This window comes from Novosphingobium sp. BAM6 (genome assembly GCF_057784955.1).
In genome coordinates this window covers 39,782-55,290 of the sequence record NZ_JBYNTR010000005.1, presented here as the reverse complement: position 1 = coordinate 55,290, position 15,509 = coordinate 39,782, and the positions used below count along the sequence as shown (strand labels likewise).

The 15,509-nt window shown below is 66.2% G+C and carries 12 protein-coding genes; 6 read left to right on the top strand and 6 right to left on the bottom strand.

Annotated features, from left to right (window positions below; translation table 11 throughout):
* Nucleotides 1-85: 85 nt before the first annotated feature.
* The 4 genes from AC3EC3_RS14435 to dapA form a co-directional block, all read right to left on the bottom strand.
* The gene (locus AC3EC3_RS14435) at nucleotides 86-2,584 is read right to left on the bottom strand and encodes a response regulator (RefSeq protein WP_488490300.1); all 2,499 of its coding nucleotides are present in this window, start codon (nucleotides 2,582-2,584) and stop codon (nucleotides 86-88) included.
* A 14-nt stretch (nucleotides 2,585-2,598) separates the two neighbouring features.
* Entirely contained in the window at nucleotides 2,599-3,165 is a 567-nt protein-coding gene (locus tag AC3EC3_RS14430) for a DUF2062 domain-containing protein (RefSeq protein WP_488490299.1), read from the bottom strand.
* Nucleotides 3,162-3,644: an SsrA-binding protein SmpB gene (smpB, locus tag AC3EC3_RS14425; RefSeq protein ID WP_260928728.1), complete on the bottom strand. Its 483-nt coding sequence runs from the start codon at nucleotides 3,642-3,644 to the stop codon at nucleotides 3,162-3,164. The genes AC3EC3_RS14430 and smpB overlap by 4 nt, the downstream gene beginning before the upstream one ends.
* A gap of 100 nt (nucleotides 3,645-3,744) precedes the next feature.
* Nucleotides 3,745-4,626 carry a 4-hydroxy-tetrahydrodipicolinate synthase gene (gene dapA, locus AC3EC3_RS14420; RefSeq protein WP_488490298.1) on the bottom strand — a complete coding sequence of 294 codons (882 nt, stop codon included), beginning with the start codon at nucleotides 4,624-4,626 and terminating at the stop codon, nucleotides 3,745-3,747.
* Nucleotides 4,627-4,781: 155 nt separating this feature from the next.
* Here dapA and AC3EC3_RS14415 point away from each other — a divergent pair, with 155 nt between their 5' ends.
* From AC3EC3_RS14415 to AC3EC3_RS14405, 3 genes are all read left to right on the top strand, one after another.
* Nucleotides 4,782-7,025, top strand: coding sequence for a lytic transglycosylase domain-containing protein (locus tag AC3EC3_RS14415; RefSeq protein ID WP_488490297.1), 2,244 nt, complete (start codon nucleotides 4,782-4,784; stop codon nucleotides 7,023-7,025).
* 86 nt (nucleotides 7,026-7,111) lie between these two features.
* Nucleotides 7,112-7,615, top strand: a complete 504-nt coding sequence (gene greB, locus AC3EC3_RS14410) for a transcription elongation factor GreB (protein WP_488490296.1) — start codon at nucleotides 7,112-7,114, stop codon at nucleotides 7,613-7,615.
* Nucleotides 7,616-7,732: 117 nt separating this feature from the next.
* Nucleotides 7,733-8,908, top strand: a complete 1,176-nt coding sequence (locus AC3EC3_RS14405) for a GGDEF domain-containing protein (protein WP_488490295.1) — start codon at nucleotides 7,733-7,735, stop codon at nucleotides 8,906-8,908.
* A gap of 30 nt (nucleotides 8,909-8,938) precedes the next feature.
* Here AC3EC3_RS14405 and glpK read toward each other — a convergent pair whose 3' ends face one another.
* Both glpK and AC3EC3_RS14395 read right to left on the bottom strand, forming a co-directional pair.
* Entirely contained in the window at nucleotides 8,939-10,435 is a 1,497-nt protein-coding gene (gene glpK, locus AC3EC3_RS14400; protein ID WP_488490294.1) for a glycerol kinase GlpK, read from the bottom strand.
* Nucleotides 10,436-10,498: 63 nt separating this feature from the next.
* Entirely contained in the window at nucleotides 10,499-11,326 is an 828-nt protein-coding gene (locus AC3EC3_RS14395) for an MIP/aquaporin family protein (RefSeq protein ID WP_488490293.1), read from the bottom strand.
* Between the two features lie 210 nt (nucleotides 11,327-11,536).
* On the opposite strand from AC3EC3_RS14395, the gene AC3EC3_RS14390 reads away from it, so the two are divergent.
* The 3 genes from AC3EC3_RS14390 to AC3EC3_RS14380 all read left to right on the top strand — a co-directional run bounded on the left by AC3EC3_RS14390 (nucleotide 11,537) and on the right by AC3EC3_RS14380 (nucleotide 15,504).
* On the top strand, nucleotides 11,537-13,075 hold the full coding sequence (locus AC3EC3_RS14390; RefSeq protein WP_488490292.1) for a glycerol-3-phosphate dehydrogenase: 1,539 nt from the start codon (nucleotides 11,537-11,539) through the stop codon (nucleotides 13,073-13,075).
* Nucleotides 13,076-13,146: 71 nt separating this feature from the next.
* Nucleotides 13,147-13,944, top strand: a complete 798-nt coding sequence (locus AC3EC3_RS14385; protein WP_488490291.1) for a DeoR/GlpR family DNA-binding transcription regulator — start codon at nucleotides 13,147-13,149, stop codon at nucleotides 13,942-13,944.
* 153 nt (nucleotides 13,945-14,097) lie between these two features.
* Complete coding sequence (locus tag AC3EC3_RS14380) at nucleotides 14,098-15,504, top strand: M20/M25/M40 family metallo-hydrolase (RefSeq protein WP_488490290.1); 1,407 nt, start codon at nucleotides 14,098-14,100, stop codon at nucleotides 15,502-15,504.
* Nucleotides 15,505-15,509 lie beyond the last annotated feature (5 nt).

The window sequence follows — 15,509 nt, the reverse complement described above, 5'->3', positions numbered from 1 at the left end:
GACCGGAAAGGTCAATGTCGCGAAAGCTCATGTATCGCATTTGTTCTCACAGAACAAGAGGTGAACAGTGGCGGATTTCCGTTTTTTAACGCCGCTTCGCCGTGGTACTCAGAACTTCCCCGACTTTTTCGGAGAGCTGCTGCACCGAGAACGGCTTGGGCATGAACCAGGCATCGGCGATGCTGATCTCGCGCCGCAGCTGCTCCTCGGCATAGCCCGACATGAACAGGACCGGCAGCCGGGGGGCGATCTTGCGGATCTCGCGCGCCATCGCCGGGCCGTCCATCGTCGGCATGACGACATCGGTGACAACGATATCGAACGTCTCGCCCGCCCGCACGATCTCCAGCCCTTCCTCGCCGTCGCGCGCGCTCTTGACGGTATAACCCTGCCGGGTCAGCGCGCGTTCGGCGACGATGCGCACCGGATCCTCATCCTCGACCAGCAGGATCGAGCCGCCGCCTGCCCATTGCACGGGCGCAGGCTCGGCGCGGGTGGGTACGGCGGTGACGGCCTCGCCCGGCGCAGCGTGGTGGACGGGAAGATAGACGCTGAAACTGGTCCCTTTCCCCACTACCGAATCAGCGAAGATGAACCCGCCCGACTGCTTGACGATGCCGTAGACCGTCGAGAGGCCAAGGCCGGTGCCCTTGCCCTGCTCCTTGGTGGTGAAAAACGGCTCGAAGATCTTGGCGAGATGTTCGGGCGCGATGCCGGTGCCGGTGTCCGACACGATCAGCGCGGTATAATCACCCGCCGGGATGATCTCGCTGCGCATCGCGCGCACGTCGGTGGTGCTGATGCGCTTGGTCGCGAGCGTCAGCGTGCCGCCCGCCTCGCCCTTGCGGCCTGAACTGAGCCCTGAACTGAGCATCGCGTCGCGCGCATTGACGGCGAGGTTGACGATGACCTGCTCCAGCTGCGTCGGGTCGGCGCGGACCGGCCCCAGATCGCGGTCGTGCGTGACGACGAGCTGGATCTTCTCGCCGATCAGGCGGCGCAGCATCTGCGACACATCGGCCACCACGTCGGGCACCTGCAGCACTTCGGGGCGCAGCGTCTGCTGGCGCGAGAAGGCGAGCAACTGGCGGGTCAGCGAGGCCGCGCGGTTCGAGTTTGCGCGGATCTGCTGGATGTCGTCGTAGTCCGAATCGCCCGGCGTATGGCGCATCAGCATGAGGTCGCAGGTGCCCAGGATCGCCGTCAGCACATTGTTGAAATCGTGCGCAACGCCGCCTGCCAGCTGACCGACCGCCTGCATCTTGGTGGCCTGCGCGACCTGGCGCTTGAGGCGGGCCTCTTCGGTGGAATCGGTGAGGCCGAGCAGCACCGCTGCGTCACCAAGCCCGCGCACCCCTGCAAGGCTGAGTGAAACCGGATCCTCGGGCTGCGTGAGCAGGCGCACGGCCAGGTCTCCGGCAGCGGCAGGGCCTTGCGCGAAGCGGCGGATCGCCTCGGACAGCGCGCGCTTGTCGTCACGCACCACCAGATCGGTGGGATAGGTCGGCGGCTCCAGCCCCTCGCGCCCAGCCGCGCGCATGAAGGCGGGGTTGGCGAACAGCACGCGCCCGTCGCGATCGGCCATGGCGAGACCGAGCGGAAGCTGGCCGAGCATCGCTTCGAGATGCGGCGCAGCGGTGGTGCTGCCCTCGCCCGCGCCGATGCCGCTGCCCGCCTCGACGACCAGCATCAGCGAGGGCGTGGTGTCCGGATCGGGCTCGACCGGCAGATCCGGATCGGCGACGGGAACGTGATAGATCGTCAGCGCGCCGGGGCGGGTCGGCGCGTTGCCCTCGGGCACTTGCGCCCAGTAGACGCGATCGCCCTCGTCCTGCCGCAGATAGCCGACGAAGTCGGTGCCGGTAAGGTCCGCCCCGCCATCGCCCACCGCGCACTGCGCGAAACCGGCGCTGGCGGTGCGCAGCGAGCCGTCGGGATCGACCAGCGCGGCGGCGATCCCGGCACGGGCGAGCGCGCGACCCAGCTTGCCGTCGAGCGCGCGAACAAGCTCGCCAACCGGATCGTCGATCCCCTGCCCGGTCGCACGCCAGACGAGGAAATCCTCGCCCCGGCCACAGCGCGTGGCTTCCATGCGCCAGCGCCGGACGAGGCCCGAAGCGGCATCGTGGCTTTCGACATCGGCCAGCCCGCTGCCATCGCGCCAGGCGGCGCGCGCCGCTTCGGCAAGGCGCTCGGCGGAGGCACCGTCGACCGGCAGGCGCGGCGGCGCGGCGTACGTGCCGAACCACGCCCCGAACGTGGCGTTGGCGCAAGTCAGCCGCCCGGCGCGGTCGGTGATCGCGACGCCTTCGTCTGGCCGCTCGACCGCAGCGACCGTGACCGACCAGTCCGGCTCGGCAAATTCGCTGGCCACTTCGGCAGGACGCCTGCGGGCGAGCGCGAAGGCTGCGCCGCCCAGCACCAGCACGGCGGCGAGGAACACGCCCGAAAGCAGCATGTCGCGGCTGATCAGCCAGACGAGCACCACGCCCAGCAACAGCGCCGGGGCGACCACCCGCAAGTCGGAGAAGGTAAGCACGGGCGATCCGACGCGGTCGTCGGGCTCGCCGGAAGTCTGGCCCAAATTCAGACCCGGTATCAAGCGGCGTCCCGCTGCGCGTGGAGCGCGGCGCGGTGGCGGAGCTTGTGGGCGATCCACAGGCGCCAGCCGACAGCGGCGGCGAAGTAGCTCACGAACGTCGCCACCAGCGATTCGATCAGCAGGCCCAGCACGATGGCAGGCGCGGTGTCAGACCACAGCCAGCGCCACCACACGTCCACCCCCGCGCCCTCTTTCACCATCATCCGCACCGTATCGACATCGGCATGGAAGCCGAAAGCGTTGCCGATGGCGACGGCAACCGGAAGGATGATGAGCAGCGTCGTCAGCGGATTGGAGATGAACGTCACCGCCGCCGCGATCGGGATATTGGCGCGGAACGGCACGCACATCAGCGCCGAACCGACGATCTGCACGCCAGGGATCAGCGCGAAGATGCCCACGAACATGCCCACCGCCACGCCGCGCGGCACCGAACGGCGGGTGAAGCGGAACAGCGCCGGGCGACGGGCCAGTGGCGCCGTGAAGCGATTGGCAGCAAGCTGCTCGTGCGTCGGCATCTGGCGGTGCGCCCATACCATCAGGCGCTGCGACAGCGTGCTCATCCGTGGTCGCGCATCAGGCGGCCCTGCTCGCGCTTCCAGTCACGTTCCTTGATGGTATTGCGCTTGTCGGCGGCATTCTTGCCCTTGGCCAGCGCCAGTTCGACCTTAGCCCGCCCGCGCGAGTTGAAATAGACCGAAAGCGGCACCAGCGTCATGCCCTTGCGCTCGACCGCGCCGTGCAGCTTGTCGATCTCGCGCTCGTGCAGCAGCAGCTTGCGCGGACGCTTGGGGACATGGTTGAAGCGGTTGCCGTGGCTGAATTCGGGCACGTTGGCATTGACGAGCCACGCCTCGCCGCCGCGAATCTCCGCATAGGCCTCGGCAATCGAGCCCTCGCCGAAGCGCAGCGACTTCACTTCCGTTCCGGTCAGCGCGATGCCCGCCTCGAACACATCCTCGATGTGATACTCGAAACGCGCCCGGCGGTTTTCGGCGACGGTCTTCTTCTTGTCGAACGTGGAGTGCTGCGGTCTTGCCATGATTATGGCCCATGTAGGCGTTGGCCGCCGAAAAGGAAATGGCGCGAATCCGGCGGATGCGAGATGCCGGGGAAGGCTCTCCCCCGCCCCGACCGCGATCTTAGATCAGCCCGGCGTGGACCAGCGCTTTGTCCACGGCATCGCGGGCGGTCTGGTTGCAGGGCACGAGCGGCAGGCGCAGCTCATTCTGAATGCCCTCGAACACCTTCGAGAGCGCATACTTGCACGGCCCCGGCGAGCTGTCCTCGAACATCGCGTAGTGCAACGGATAGAGCAGGTCGTTGAGGCGACGCGCCTCTTCCAGATCGTTGGCCGCGCAGGCCGCCTGGAACTGCGCGCACAGCGCAGGCGCGACGTTCGCCGTCACCGAAATGCAGCCCACGCCGCCAGCCGCGTTGAACGGCAGCGCCAACTCGTCGTCGCCGCACAACTGGGTGAACTGCTTGGAAATGCCCATGCGGTGATCGGTCACGCGCGACAGGTCGCCGCTGGCGTCCTTGATCGCAAGGATCTTGTCCGGAAAACGGCGCGCCAGCTCGCACACCGTCTCGGGCTTGAGATCGGACACCGTGCGCCCCGGCACGTTGTAAAGGATCAGCGGCAGGTCCACCGCTTCGGCAAGATAGGAGAAGTGCGCCAGCAGGCCTTCCTGGCTCGGCTTGTTGTAATAGGGCGCAACGACCAGCGCGGCAGCCGCGCCGCACTTCTTCGAGAACGTCATGTGCAGTACGGCATTCATCGTGTCGTTGCTGCCGCAGCCCGCGATCACCGGCACGCGGCCCGCCGCCTGCTCGATGCAGACCTCGATCACGCGGTGATGTTCGGCGTTCGACAGGGTGGAGCTTTCGCCGGTGGTGCCGCAGGGCACCAGCGCCGACGATCCCGATTCGATCTGCCAGTCGACCAGCCGCCGGAAGGCCTGCTCATCGAACGCTCCGTCGCGAAACGGCGTGACAAGTGCGGGAATGGAGCCCGAGAACATGGACTTTACCTCTGCTGACGTTCAGATGTTCAATTCGACGTGACACCAACAAGGGGCAAGGAGCCCCCGCGCCGGACCACGGTTCAGCGCCTGATAAGGAGCCTTTTCCCAAAATGTCCAGCGTGCTGCGCATCACAAAAGGGACGAGGAAGCAGATGACGGGCATTTCTTCGGCAAGAATCGCAACGTTTTCCGCGCTGATGGCGGCAGGATCGTGCGCTGCTCTGGTCGCGACCTCCGCACAGGCGCAAAGCAGCGCCTACCCCTCAGGAAGCGCGACCGGGCAGCCGACCAGCCTGCTGCCGGGCGCCTATCCCAGCCAGACGGCACAGCGCACCGCGAACGGCACGCCGATCGTCTCGCAGCCGGTGGTCGAAGGCCAGACCGCGACGTATCCGGCGCCCACGACCTATCCCTCCTCCACCTATCCGGCGCAAACCTATCAGCCCGCGCCCAGCGCCTACCCTTCCAGCAGCTATCCCGCCCCAACCAGCGGCGGTGCGCCGGTGATGACGGCCTCGGACTGGGATGCCGCCCGCGCGCAGGCGGCGCAGGACCACGATCTGTCCGCGCACCAGTCGGTCGACCGCTGGCGCCAGCTGACCTCCAGCCCGAACATGGGCTTTGCCGCTTATGCCGGGTTCCTTATCAGCTATCCCGGCTACCCGTTCGAGGAGCGGCTGCGGACCTATGCCGAGAACGCGCTGAACACCGAACAGCCCAGCGCGCAGTCGCTGGTCAGCCTGTTCGACCGCTTCCCGCCGCTCACCAGCAAGGCCGCCGGGCGCTATGCCGTGGCGCTGACGCTGATGAACCGCTCGGACGCGCGCCAGAAGGCCGTGGATGCATGGCGGCAGGGCACGCTGCTGCCTGCCGACGAGGCGATGATCCTCCAGCGCTGGGGCTCGGCGCTGACGCAGGCCGATCATGACGAACGGATGGACCAGCTGCTGTGGCAGGGGCAGACCGATCAGGCCTCTCGCGAGATCGCCTATACCTCGCCCGCCAAGCGCAACCTGTTCATGGAGCGGCTGTCGATCGTACAGGGCTCCTCGCCCGGCACGCTGGGCCTGCAACTGGGCGGCGATCCGATGCGCGACGGCGGCTATGTCTATGCCCGCGCCGTGCAGGCCCGCAAGCAGGGCAATATTGCCGGCGAGATTTCGCTGCTCGCCAACCGCCCGCAGCTGTCCACGCCCGTCGCCGAGCCGGACCAGTGGGTCCACGAACTGCTGATCGCCGCCAAGGGCGCCGATGATTCGAGCGCGGTCCGCATCGCCGCCTCGATCGACGACGGCTTCGCGCCCGGCACCGATGTTTCCCGGCAGTCGTTCAAGGTGCGTGACGACTACACCTCTCTGATGTGGCTGGGCGGCACCAAGGCGCTGTGGAACCTCAACGATCCGCGCCGGGCCGCGCCGCTGTTCTATCGCTACGGCGCCGCCGCACAGACGCCGGGGACGCGCTCCAAGGGCTTCTACTGGGCCGGGCGCGCCGCCGCGCAGGGCGGCGACAGTTCGGGCGCAATGCGCTATTTCGAGATGGCCGCGCGCTATCCCGAATACTTCTACGGCCAGCTTTCGCTCGAACGGATCGGGCGCTCGATGCCCAATCTCGCCACCGTCTCGCACGCCAGCCCCAGCGATGCCGAGCGCCGCGCGTTCTATGCCAAGCCGATCACCGCCGCCGTTCGCGACGTTGCCCGCGATGGCGACTGGCAGACGACGGTGCGCTTCTTCCGCGAGATTTCCAATCAGGCGCAGGACGAGGACGACTACTCGCTGGTGGCCGACCTTGCCCGCCAGACCGGACGCCGCGACCTTGCGGTCATCATGGGCCAGTCGGCGCATACCGAAGGGCTGGGCAGCTTCGGGCGGATCGCCTATCCGCAGATCCCGGTGCCGCAGGGCGCCAACTGGACGATGGACCATGCGCTGATCCGGCAGGAGAGCCAGTTCGCGCAGAACGCGCTCAGCCATGCAGGGGCGCGCGGGCTGATGCAGCTGATGCCCACCACCGCGCGCGAGCAGGCGGGCAAGCTCGGCCTCAGCTACGATCAGGGCCGTCTGGTCTCCGATGCGCAGTACAACATCCAGCTGGGCGATGCCTATTTCGGGCGCCTGATGGACTACTTCGGGGGCTCCACCCCGCTTGCCGTCGCCGCCTACAATGCAGGCGCTGGCAATGTGAACAAGTGGCTGCGCGCCAACGGCGATCCGCGCACCGGGTCGGTCGACTGGATCGACTGGATCGAGAAGATCCCGATCTCGGAGACGCGCAACTACGTCCAGCGGGTGATGGAAAACGCGATCGACTACGACAACATCTACCCCGATCGCGCCGAGTATCGCGGCTCCAACCCGCTCAGCCACGCCATCGGCAAGCGCTCACCTGGGTAAGAGGGCCCGAACAAACGGGATACGGACAGGGGAAGCTCGTCCATCGGCTTCCCCTGCCGCGCCTTTCCTGCCATGAGCGCCCCCGCATGAGCCTGCCTTCCAAACCCGCCGGACCACCGATCACCCCTGCCGGGATGGCCGCGCTGCGCGCGCGCTACGACCACCTGCTGGGCACCGAGCGCCCCGCCATCGTCGAGATCGTCTCGTGGGCGGCGGGCAACGGCGACCGTTCGGAAAACGGCGACTACCTCTATGGTCGCAAGCGCATGCGCGAGATCGACCGCGAGCTTGCCCACCTCGCACGCCGCATGAAGGCCCTGCGCGTGGTCGACCCTTCCCACCAGACCGAACGCGGCAAGGTGTTCTTCGGCGCCACCGTGGAATTGGCCGACGAGGACGACGAGCGCATGACCCTGACCATCGTCGGCGATGACGAACAGGACGCCTCTGCCGGGCGGATCGGCTGGAGCGCCCCGATAACCCGCGCCTTGCGCGGCGCGTCCGTGAGCGACCTGCGGATCGTGCGACTGCCCTCCGGCGAGAAGGAATGGGAAGTGATCACAATCGCTTACCCGACTCTCCCGGCATGACCTCCGGCCCGATCGTTAAGTAAAAAATCGCAAAAATCAGCCGCCTGCCTAGAGACTTGTTAACCATAATCCCCTAGGGGCTTCCCCCAAGGGACACAGTGGGGTGACGCAGGCAGCATGGCGACAACGGTGAATCTGGGACTGCTTTATGCAGGACTGTTCGCGTCGCTTTCGTTGTTGTGCCTGTGCGTATTCCTCTCGATCCGGGGCCAGCGCGCGATCGCATGGCTGGCAGGCGCCCTGCTCTGCGCCGCGCTGGAGACCTGCACTCTGGTATTTTCCCATGGCACCGGGTTCGAACAGATCGGCGGGATCTGCGCGCTTCCCGCCGCCTACCTGTGTTTCGCGCAGGCCGTGCGCCTCGCGACCGGTGGCGCGGGCTGGGACAGGAAACTGGCAGGGATTGTGGCCGGTCTCACCGCCATGACGCTGGCGCTTCAGGGAAGCGGCATTCCCTTCGTGGTCCAGGCGATCCCGTTTCAGGTCGGCTGCGCACTGGCGCTGTTCAATGCCGGTGCGCGGCTCTGGCGACGGCCCGACAGGCACCTGACCGACGCGATCCTTTCCATCATCGTCGCCTCGCTGGCCGCGATCTTCATCACGCGCATCGTGCTGTTTCCCTTCATCTTTCCGCATGGCGCAGACTATTTCGCAGTCAAGAGCGCGACAGTCGAACGGATGCTGATGCTGCTCGTCGGCACGCTGACGCCGCCCAGCGTTTTCCTGCTGCTTGCCCGCATCATCGGCGGCCAGATGAGCGACTATCGCCGCAGGGCCGAACGCGACGGCCTGACCGGGCTCTACAACCGCGAGACCTTCGAGCGCCTCGCCGCTGCAAGACGCGGCACCGCTGGCTGCATCGTGATCTGCGACATCGACCGCTTCAAGGCCGTGAACGACCGCTTCGGCCATCTTGCCGGTGATGGCGTGATCCGCAATTTTGCCGCACTGCTGGCAGCCGGCACGATGCCTGCAGCGCGCATCGGTGGCGAAGAGTTTGCGCTACTGCTTCCCGGCGTCCCGCTCGCCGAAGCCAGGGCGATCTGCGATCGCCTGCGCATCGACTTTGCGCAGAGCAACCATTCCGAACTGCCCGACGACCAACGCGTCACCGCCAGCTTCGGGCTCGCTGCCTACGCAGGAGCCGAACCGCTCGACATCGCCTGGCGTCAGGCGGACTCCGCCCTTTATCGCGCCAAACGCTTCGGTCGCGACCGGGTGTGTCTGGCAGGAGAGGCGCCGGTTCCCCATGCCGCCTCTCTGTACACAGCAGACGGCAACGGCGCAGCCTGAAACCGCTGGCCGTCGTCGTCAGAGTGGCCCTCAGGGGTGGCTCAGCGTGCGACGCACCGCGTCGTGCCAGCCGGCGATCAGCGTGTCGCGTTCGGACTTGCCCATCTTCGGTTCGAACAGCTGCCCTTGCGTCCAGGTTTCCGACAGCGCCTTGAGATCGGGCCACACGCCCGTGGCAAGCCCTGCGTGGAAGGCCGCACCCAGCGCCGTGGTTTCAAGATGAACCGGGCGCTCGACGGGAGCCTCCAGCATGTCCGCCAGGAACTGGCACAGCCAGTCGTTCGCCGCCATGCCGCCGTCTACGCGCAGCTTGGCCGGTGCCTCGCCGCCGTCCGAGACCATCGCCTTGGCAAGATCCATCGTCTGGTAGGCAACCGCTTCCAGCGCCGCGCGGGCGAGGTGCGCCGCGCCTGCGCCCAGCGTCAATCCGAAAATCGCGCCGCGCGCGTCCGGATCCCAGTGCGGCGCGCCAAGGCCGACGAAGGCCGGGACCATGTAAACGCCGTGGCTGGAGGGAACTTGGGTTGCCATGTCGTTGGTTTCGCGAGCATGGGTGATCACTCCGATGCCGTCGCGCAGCCACTTCACCGCCGCACCCGCCACGAAGATCGAGCCTTCGAGCGCATAGGTCATCTCGCCATTCAGGCGATAGGCGGGCGTCGTCAGCAGGCGATTGTGCGAATCGAGCGCCTCGGAGCCGGTGTTCAGCAGCATGAAGCAGCCAGTGCCGTAGGTGGACTTGGCCATGCCGACGTCGAAACAGGCCTGCCCGAACAGTGCGGCCTGCTGATCGCCCGCAACGCCCGCGATGGGGATCTCGGCGCCGAGCAGCGCCTTGTCGGTCACGCCGAAGCGATACGAGTTGTCGTGGACTTCGGGCAGCATCTGCATCGGCACGCGCAACAGGCGGCACATTTCCTCGTCCCAGCGCTGCTCGCGGATATTGTAGAGCATCGTGCGCCCGGCGTTGGTGACGTCCGTCGCGTGGACTTTGCCGCCGGTCAGGCGCCAGATCAGGAAGCTGTCGATGGTGCCGAAGGCCAGTTCGCCCTTCTCCGCCCGCGCCCGAGCGCCGTCCACGTTATCGAGGATCCAAGCGAGCTTGGTGCCCGAGAAATAGGGATCGACGAGCAGGCCGGTACGCTGGCGCACTTCGCTTTCGACGCCATCCTGCGTCTTCAGCTCGGCGCAGACTTTGGCGGTGCGGCGATCCTGCCAGACGATTGCGCGGTGGATCGCCTTGCCGGTCTGGCGGTCCCAGACGACCACCGTCTCGCGCTGGTTGGTGATGCCGATACCGGCAATGCCCGAAACGCCGACGGCGCTCTGCTCGATGGCATCCTTCGCCACCTTCACGGTATCGCGCCAGATATCCTCGGGCTCATGCTCCACCCAGCCGAGGTCGGGATAGTGCTGCTCGAACTCGCACTGCGCAGTCGCGATGGGATGCGCAGCGCTGTCGAACACGATCGCCCGCGTCGAGGTCGTGCCCTGATCGATGGCGAGAATATGTTGGGGCTGGGACATGGGAGACTCTCCGAGGGGCTTTCGTTTAGCGCGTTTGGCGTTTCGTTCGTTCAAATACTCGGATCAGGCGCCGATTTCGGCGTCCTGACCCACTGCCTGACGGTTGCGACGCGAGGGCAGGTAGGGCTTTACGGCAATCTGGTACAGCCCCGCGCCGAGCACACCGCCGAGCAGCGGCGCGCCAATCGGCACCCACCAGTAGGCGCCGGGGCTGGGGAACGCGGACTGGTCCCACCCGGCCACGAACGCCAGCAGGCGCGGACCGAAATCGCGCGCCGGGTTCAGCGCCCAGGCTTCGAGATAGCCCGCCGAGGCACCGATCGCAGCCACGAGCAGGCCCACCATCAGCGCGCTGGAGTTGGCCTTCGGGGCGACTTCGTTGAATTCGTCGGTGATCGCGAAAATGCCTAGCAGCAGCATGCCGGTGAGGATCACCTCGTCCCAGAACGCGTGCATGACCGAAACATGTTCGCCCGGATGGGTAAAGAACACGCCTGCGGCACCACCTGCCTCACGGGTCACATGGTGCAGCGCGTTGTAGGCATCGATCACCGGATGATAGAGCTGGAGCACCAGCGCGGCGCCGATGAAGCCGCCCACGATCTGCGCGATCCAGTAGGGCAGCACCTTGCTCTTGGGGAAACCGCGATAGAACGCCAGCGCCAGCGTGACGGCCGGGTTGGCATGCGTGCCCGAAACCGAACCAGTAACGTAGATCGCCATGGTCACGCCAAGGCCCCAGGCGATGCACACGCCCCAATAGGCCTGCGCGTAAGGACTGGGATCGTAGAGAGTGATCATGGCAGCGGCGCTGTCGCCGATCAGGATGATGATCGCGACGGCCAGAGCTTCGGATATCAGCTCGCCGATCAGCGCGCGGTGCTTGTTCACTTTCGATCCTCTCTCAACGATTCGACGTCGTTTTTCGTTTCACGCGGATGCCATCTGCACACGCTTTCGAATTTGCGTCAACTCTTTCGTTTGCATTTTCGTTTTGGCGAGCATATTTTCTGAAACGAAAGTGGAGCCTTCGAGTTCCATCAGAGTCGAAACCTGACAGCGATGACGCGCCCGGACCGTCGCACCATGGGAGAAGATCAAATGCAGCCGCCAGTTCCCAGCTCTTCACAGGCCGAACAGACCTACGACCTGCTGATCGTCGGCGGCGGCGTGAATGGCGCAGGGATTGCGCGCGACGCCACCGGGCGCGGCCTTTCGGTGCTGCTGGTGGAGCAGGACGATCTGGCCAGCTACACCTCGTCGTCCTCGACCAAGCTGATCCACGGGGGCCTGCGCTATCTGGAATACTACGAGTTCCGGCTGGTGCGCGAGGCGCTGATCGAGCGCGAGCGCCTGCTGGGCATGGCGCCGCACATCATGTGGCCGCTGCGCTTCGTGCTGCCGCAGTCGCTTTCGCCGCGCCCGGCGTGGATCGTGCGCCTTGGCCTGTTCCTCTATGATCACCTCGGCGGCCGCAAGGAACTGCCCGGCACCGAGACGATCAACCTCGATCGCAGCCCGCGCGGCGCGGGGCTCAAGCCGCAGAAGGGCGCCCACAAGGGCAAGGCCTTCGTCTATTCGGACGGCTGGGTGGAAGACAGCCGCCTCGTCGCGCTCAACGCCATGGACGCCGCCGCACGCGGCGCCCGGATCGAGACGCGCACGCGCATGACCGATGCCGTCAGCGAAAACGGCGAATGGCTCGCCACGCTGGAAACGAAAGCGGGCGAGACCCGTCAGGTCCGTGCGAAGATGATGATCAACGCGGCGGGGCCGTGGGTCGACAAGGTGCTCGGCCGGATCGGGCGCGCGAAGAACGATCGCGGCGTGCGGCTGGTCAAGGGTAGCCACATGATCCTGCCCAAGCTCTACGAAGGCGACCACGCCTTCATGCTGCAGAACCCGGACCGCCGCATCGTCTTCGCGATCCCCTACGAAGGCGAGTTCACGCTGGTCGGCACCACCGACGAGCCTTGGACGCAAGAGCCCGGAAAGGCCGAGATCAGCCAGCCGGAAATCGACTACCTGTGCGAAACCGCGAACCGCTATTTCGAAAAGCAGGTAACGCCGACAGACATCGTGTGGAGTTATGCCGGCATCCGCCCGCTCTATGACGATCACGCCGCCAATGCCTCTGCCGTAACACGCGACTACGTGCTCGATTTCGAAAAGACGGAAGACGGAAAGGCGCCGCTGCTCAGCATCTTCGGCGGCAAGATCACCACCTATCGCAAGCTGGCCGAGCACGCGATGCAGCATGTCGCCGAAGTCTTTCCCAAGGCCGATACGGCCTGGACGGCAGGCGCGGTGCTACCGGGCGGCGATCTGCCGGGCAAGGACTTCAAGCGCTTCGTCGCCGACCTTGCCGTGCGCTATCCGGGCTTCCCGGAAAAGCTGCTCCGCCGCCTCGCCCGCGCCTATGGCACTCGTGCCACGGAAATCCTTGGCGACGCGAAAACGCCCGAGGATCTGGGCCACCACTTCGGCGGCGGGCTCCATGCCGCAGAGATCGACTATCTGGTCCGGGCCGAATGGGCGCGCAGCGGCGAGGACATTCTCTATCGCCGCTCGAAGCTGGGCCTGCACGTCCCCGCGGGCACGCAGGACGCCATCAACGCCTACCTTGCAGGCCGCACCTGACCCGATCCCCCTTCCCCAGCCCGCGCCCTCGTTCTAGGAGCAGGACGATGCGCGGGATCAGGGGAGCGGGAATGACGACAGCAACGGAACAGCCGGACGGCGATATCGTCGCGGCCCGGCGCGCGCGCATTCTGGAGATCGCGCGCAGTGCGGGCAGCGTCATGGTCGAGGATCTGGCCGAGCGGCTTGCCGTCACTCCGCAGACCATCCGCAAGGATCTGAACGTCCTCGCCAAGCAGGCGCTGCTGTCGCGCGTGCACGGCGGAGCGCTGGTGACCTCGGGCGTCGACAACCTCGCCTATGGCGCGCGACAGGTGGTCGCCTCCGATGCCAAGGCCCGGATCGGCGCCGCCGCCGCCGCGCTGATCCCCGATGGCGCCTCGCTGTTCGTCAACATCGGCACCACCACCGAGGCGGTCGCTGCAAACTTCGCGCATCACCGCAACCTGATGGTGATCTCCAACAACCTCAACGTGGTCGATACGCTTTCGGGTCACAAGGCGATGGAACTGGTCAGCGTCGGCGGCAAGGTGCGTACCGGCGACCGCGCAGTGGTGGGCGCTCTGGCGATGCGCTTTATCGAGAACTTCCGCGTCGATTACGCGCTGATCGGCATTTCGGCGGTCGACACCGACGGCAGCCTGCTCGACTTCGCGATCGACGAAGTGGAAGTCTCGCAGACCATCATCCGCAATGCCCGCAAGGTGATTTTGGTCGCGGACAGCACCAAGGTCGGCCGCTCGGCGCCTGTGCGCGTGTGCGGCATGGAGGCGATCAACTTCTTCGTGACCGACCATATCGAAGACCCGACCTTGCGCGCCGCCTGCGAACGCCACGGGGTCAACCTGATCGAGACCGAGCAGGGCTGACGCTCGCTCTCGACCGCCCCCCTCACGGTCCGCATCTGTTACCGCAAAAGCGCGGTGCTGCATTGCGGTAACGCAGATGCAATGCTTTCCGATTGCCAACGCGCGCGAACGCGGTAGCCTCGCGCCCGTTCCTTTTTTCGGAGACACTCGCCGATGTTTTCCCGCCTGCCCCTGATCGCTGCCACGCTCATCGCCTCGACCTCGCTTGCCAGCGGCGCGCAGGCGGCCTCTTCGCATGCGGCAGCCGATGCGCAGGCGCTCGATCTGGCGAAGAAGGCCATCGCCATCCGCTCGGTCGAAGGGCCGGACAACAAGACCATCGATGCCGACAACCTGTTTCGCGACGCGCTGATCGCGGGCGGCTGGGCCGCCTCCGATATCGAGGTCGTGCCGGTGGACGATACCGCCTACATGATCGCAACGTGGAAGGGGTCCGACCCGTCGCTCAAGCCGCTGGTCATCTCGGGCCATCTCGACGTAGTGGCGGCGAACCCCAAGGACTGGGAGCGCGACCCGTTCACCCCGGTCGTCGAGAACGGCTATCTGTTCGGACGCGGCGCCAGCGACATGAAGACCAGCGCCGCCGTCACCGCCGCTGCGCTGATCGAGCTGCGCAAGTCGGGCTACAAACCCAAGCGCACGATCATTCTGGAATTCTCGGGAGACGAGGAAACCAGCATGAAGACCAGCGCGATCATCGCCAAGAAGCTGTCGAACGCGAACCTCGTCATCAATATCGACGGCGGCGGCGGCATGCTCGACGAGAAGACCGGCAAGCCACTGTTCTGGAACTGGGACGGCGCCGAGAAGACCTATAACGACTACACGCTGACCGTCACCAACCCCGGCGGCCACAGCTCGGCGCCGCGCCCGGTGAATGCCATCGTCGAGATGGCACAGGCGCTCGAACGGATCGGCGCCTATCGCTTCGCGCCCGAGCAGAACGCGATCACCAAGGCCTATTTCGAAAACGCCGCGAAGTTCGAGACCGATGCGAAGACCGCCGCCGCGATGAAGGCGATCGCCGCCAACCCGAACGACGAAGCCGCGCTCGCCGTGCTTCGCGCCGAGCCGGAAAACGTCGGCAAGGTCTCGACCACCTGCGTTGCCACCATGGTCAACGGCGGGCACGCGCTGAACGCGCTGCCGCAGAGCGTCACCGCCAACATCAACTGCCGCATCTTCCCCGGCCATACGCGCGAGGAGATCATGGCCGAACTGCAGAAGGTCGTCGCCGATCCGGCGATCAAGGTGACAGACGCGACCGGCGATTTCTCGGTTGCCTCGCCCGCCTCGCCGATGCGCAAGGACTTCACCGCGGCGGTCGACAAGGCGATGGCCAAGGCCTGGCCGAATGTGGCGATCTTCCCGGTGCAGGCCTCGGGCGCCTCGGATTCGATGTGGTTCCGTGCGCTGGGTGTGGACAGCTATGGTGCCAGCCCGTTCTTCATCAAGGCCTCGGACGATTTCTCGCACGGGCTGAACGAGCGCCTGCCGCTGGTCGATATCACGCCGGGCGTCACCTATTTCCTGACGCTGATCCCCGAGCTGTCGAAGTAAGCGGC

Excerpts from the sequence above, each read along its gene's own strand:
- AC3EC3_RS14430 (WP_488490299.1), bottom strand. The coding sequence starts at position 3,165 with ATGAGCACGCTGTCGCAGCGCCTGATGGTATGGGCGCACCGCCAGATG.
- smpB (WP_260928728.1), bottom strand. The coding sequence starts at position 3,644 with ATGGCAAGACCGCAGCACTCCACGTTCGACAAGAAGAAGACCGTCGCC.
- dapA (WP_488490298.1), bottom strand. The coding sequence starts at position 4,626 with ATGTTCTCGGGCTCCATTCCCGCACTTGTCACGCCGTTTCGCGACGGA.
- AC3EC3_RS14415 (WP_488490297.1), top strand. The coding sequence starts at position 4,782 with ATGACGGGCATTTCTTCGGCAAGAATCGCAACGTTTTCCGCGCTGATG.
- greB (WP_488490296.1), top strand. The coding sequence starts at position 7,112 with ATGAGCCTGCCTTCCAAACCCGCCGGACCACCGATCACCCCTGCCGGG.
- AC3EC3_RS14405 (WP_488490295.1), top strand. The coding sequence starts at position 7,733 with ATGGCGACAACGGTGAATCTGGGACTGCTTTATGCAGGACTGTTCGCG.
- glpK (WP_488490294.1), bottom strand. The coding sequence starts at position 10,435 with ATGTCCCAGCCCCAACATATTCTCGCCATCGATCAGGGCACGACCTCG.
- AC3EC3_RS14390 (WP_488490292.1), top strand. The coding sequence starts at position 11,537 with ATGCAGCCGCCAGTTCCCAGCTCTTCACAGGCCGAACAGACCTACGAC.
- AC3EC3_RS14385 (WP_488490291.1), top strand. The coding sequence starts at position 13,147 with ATGACGACAGCAACGGAACAGCCGGACGGCGATATCGTCGCGGCCCGG.
- AC3EC3_RS14380 (WP_488490290.1), top strand. The coding sequence starts at position 14,098 with ATGTTTTCCCGCCTGCCCCTGATCGCTGCCACGCTCATCGCCTCGACC.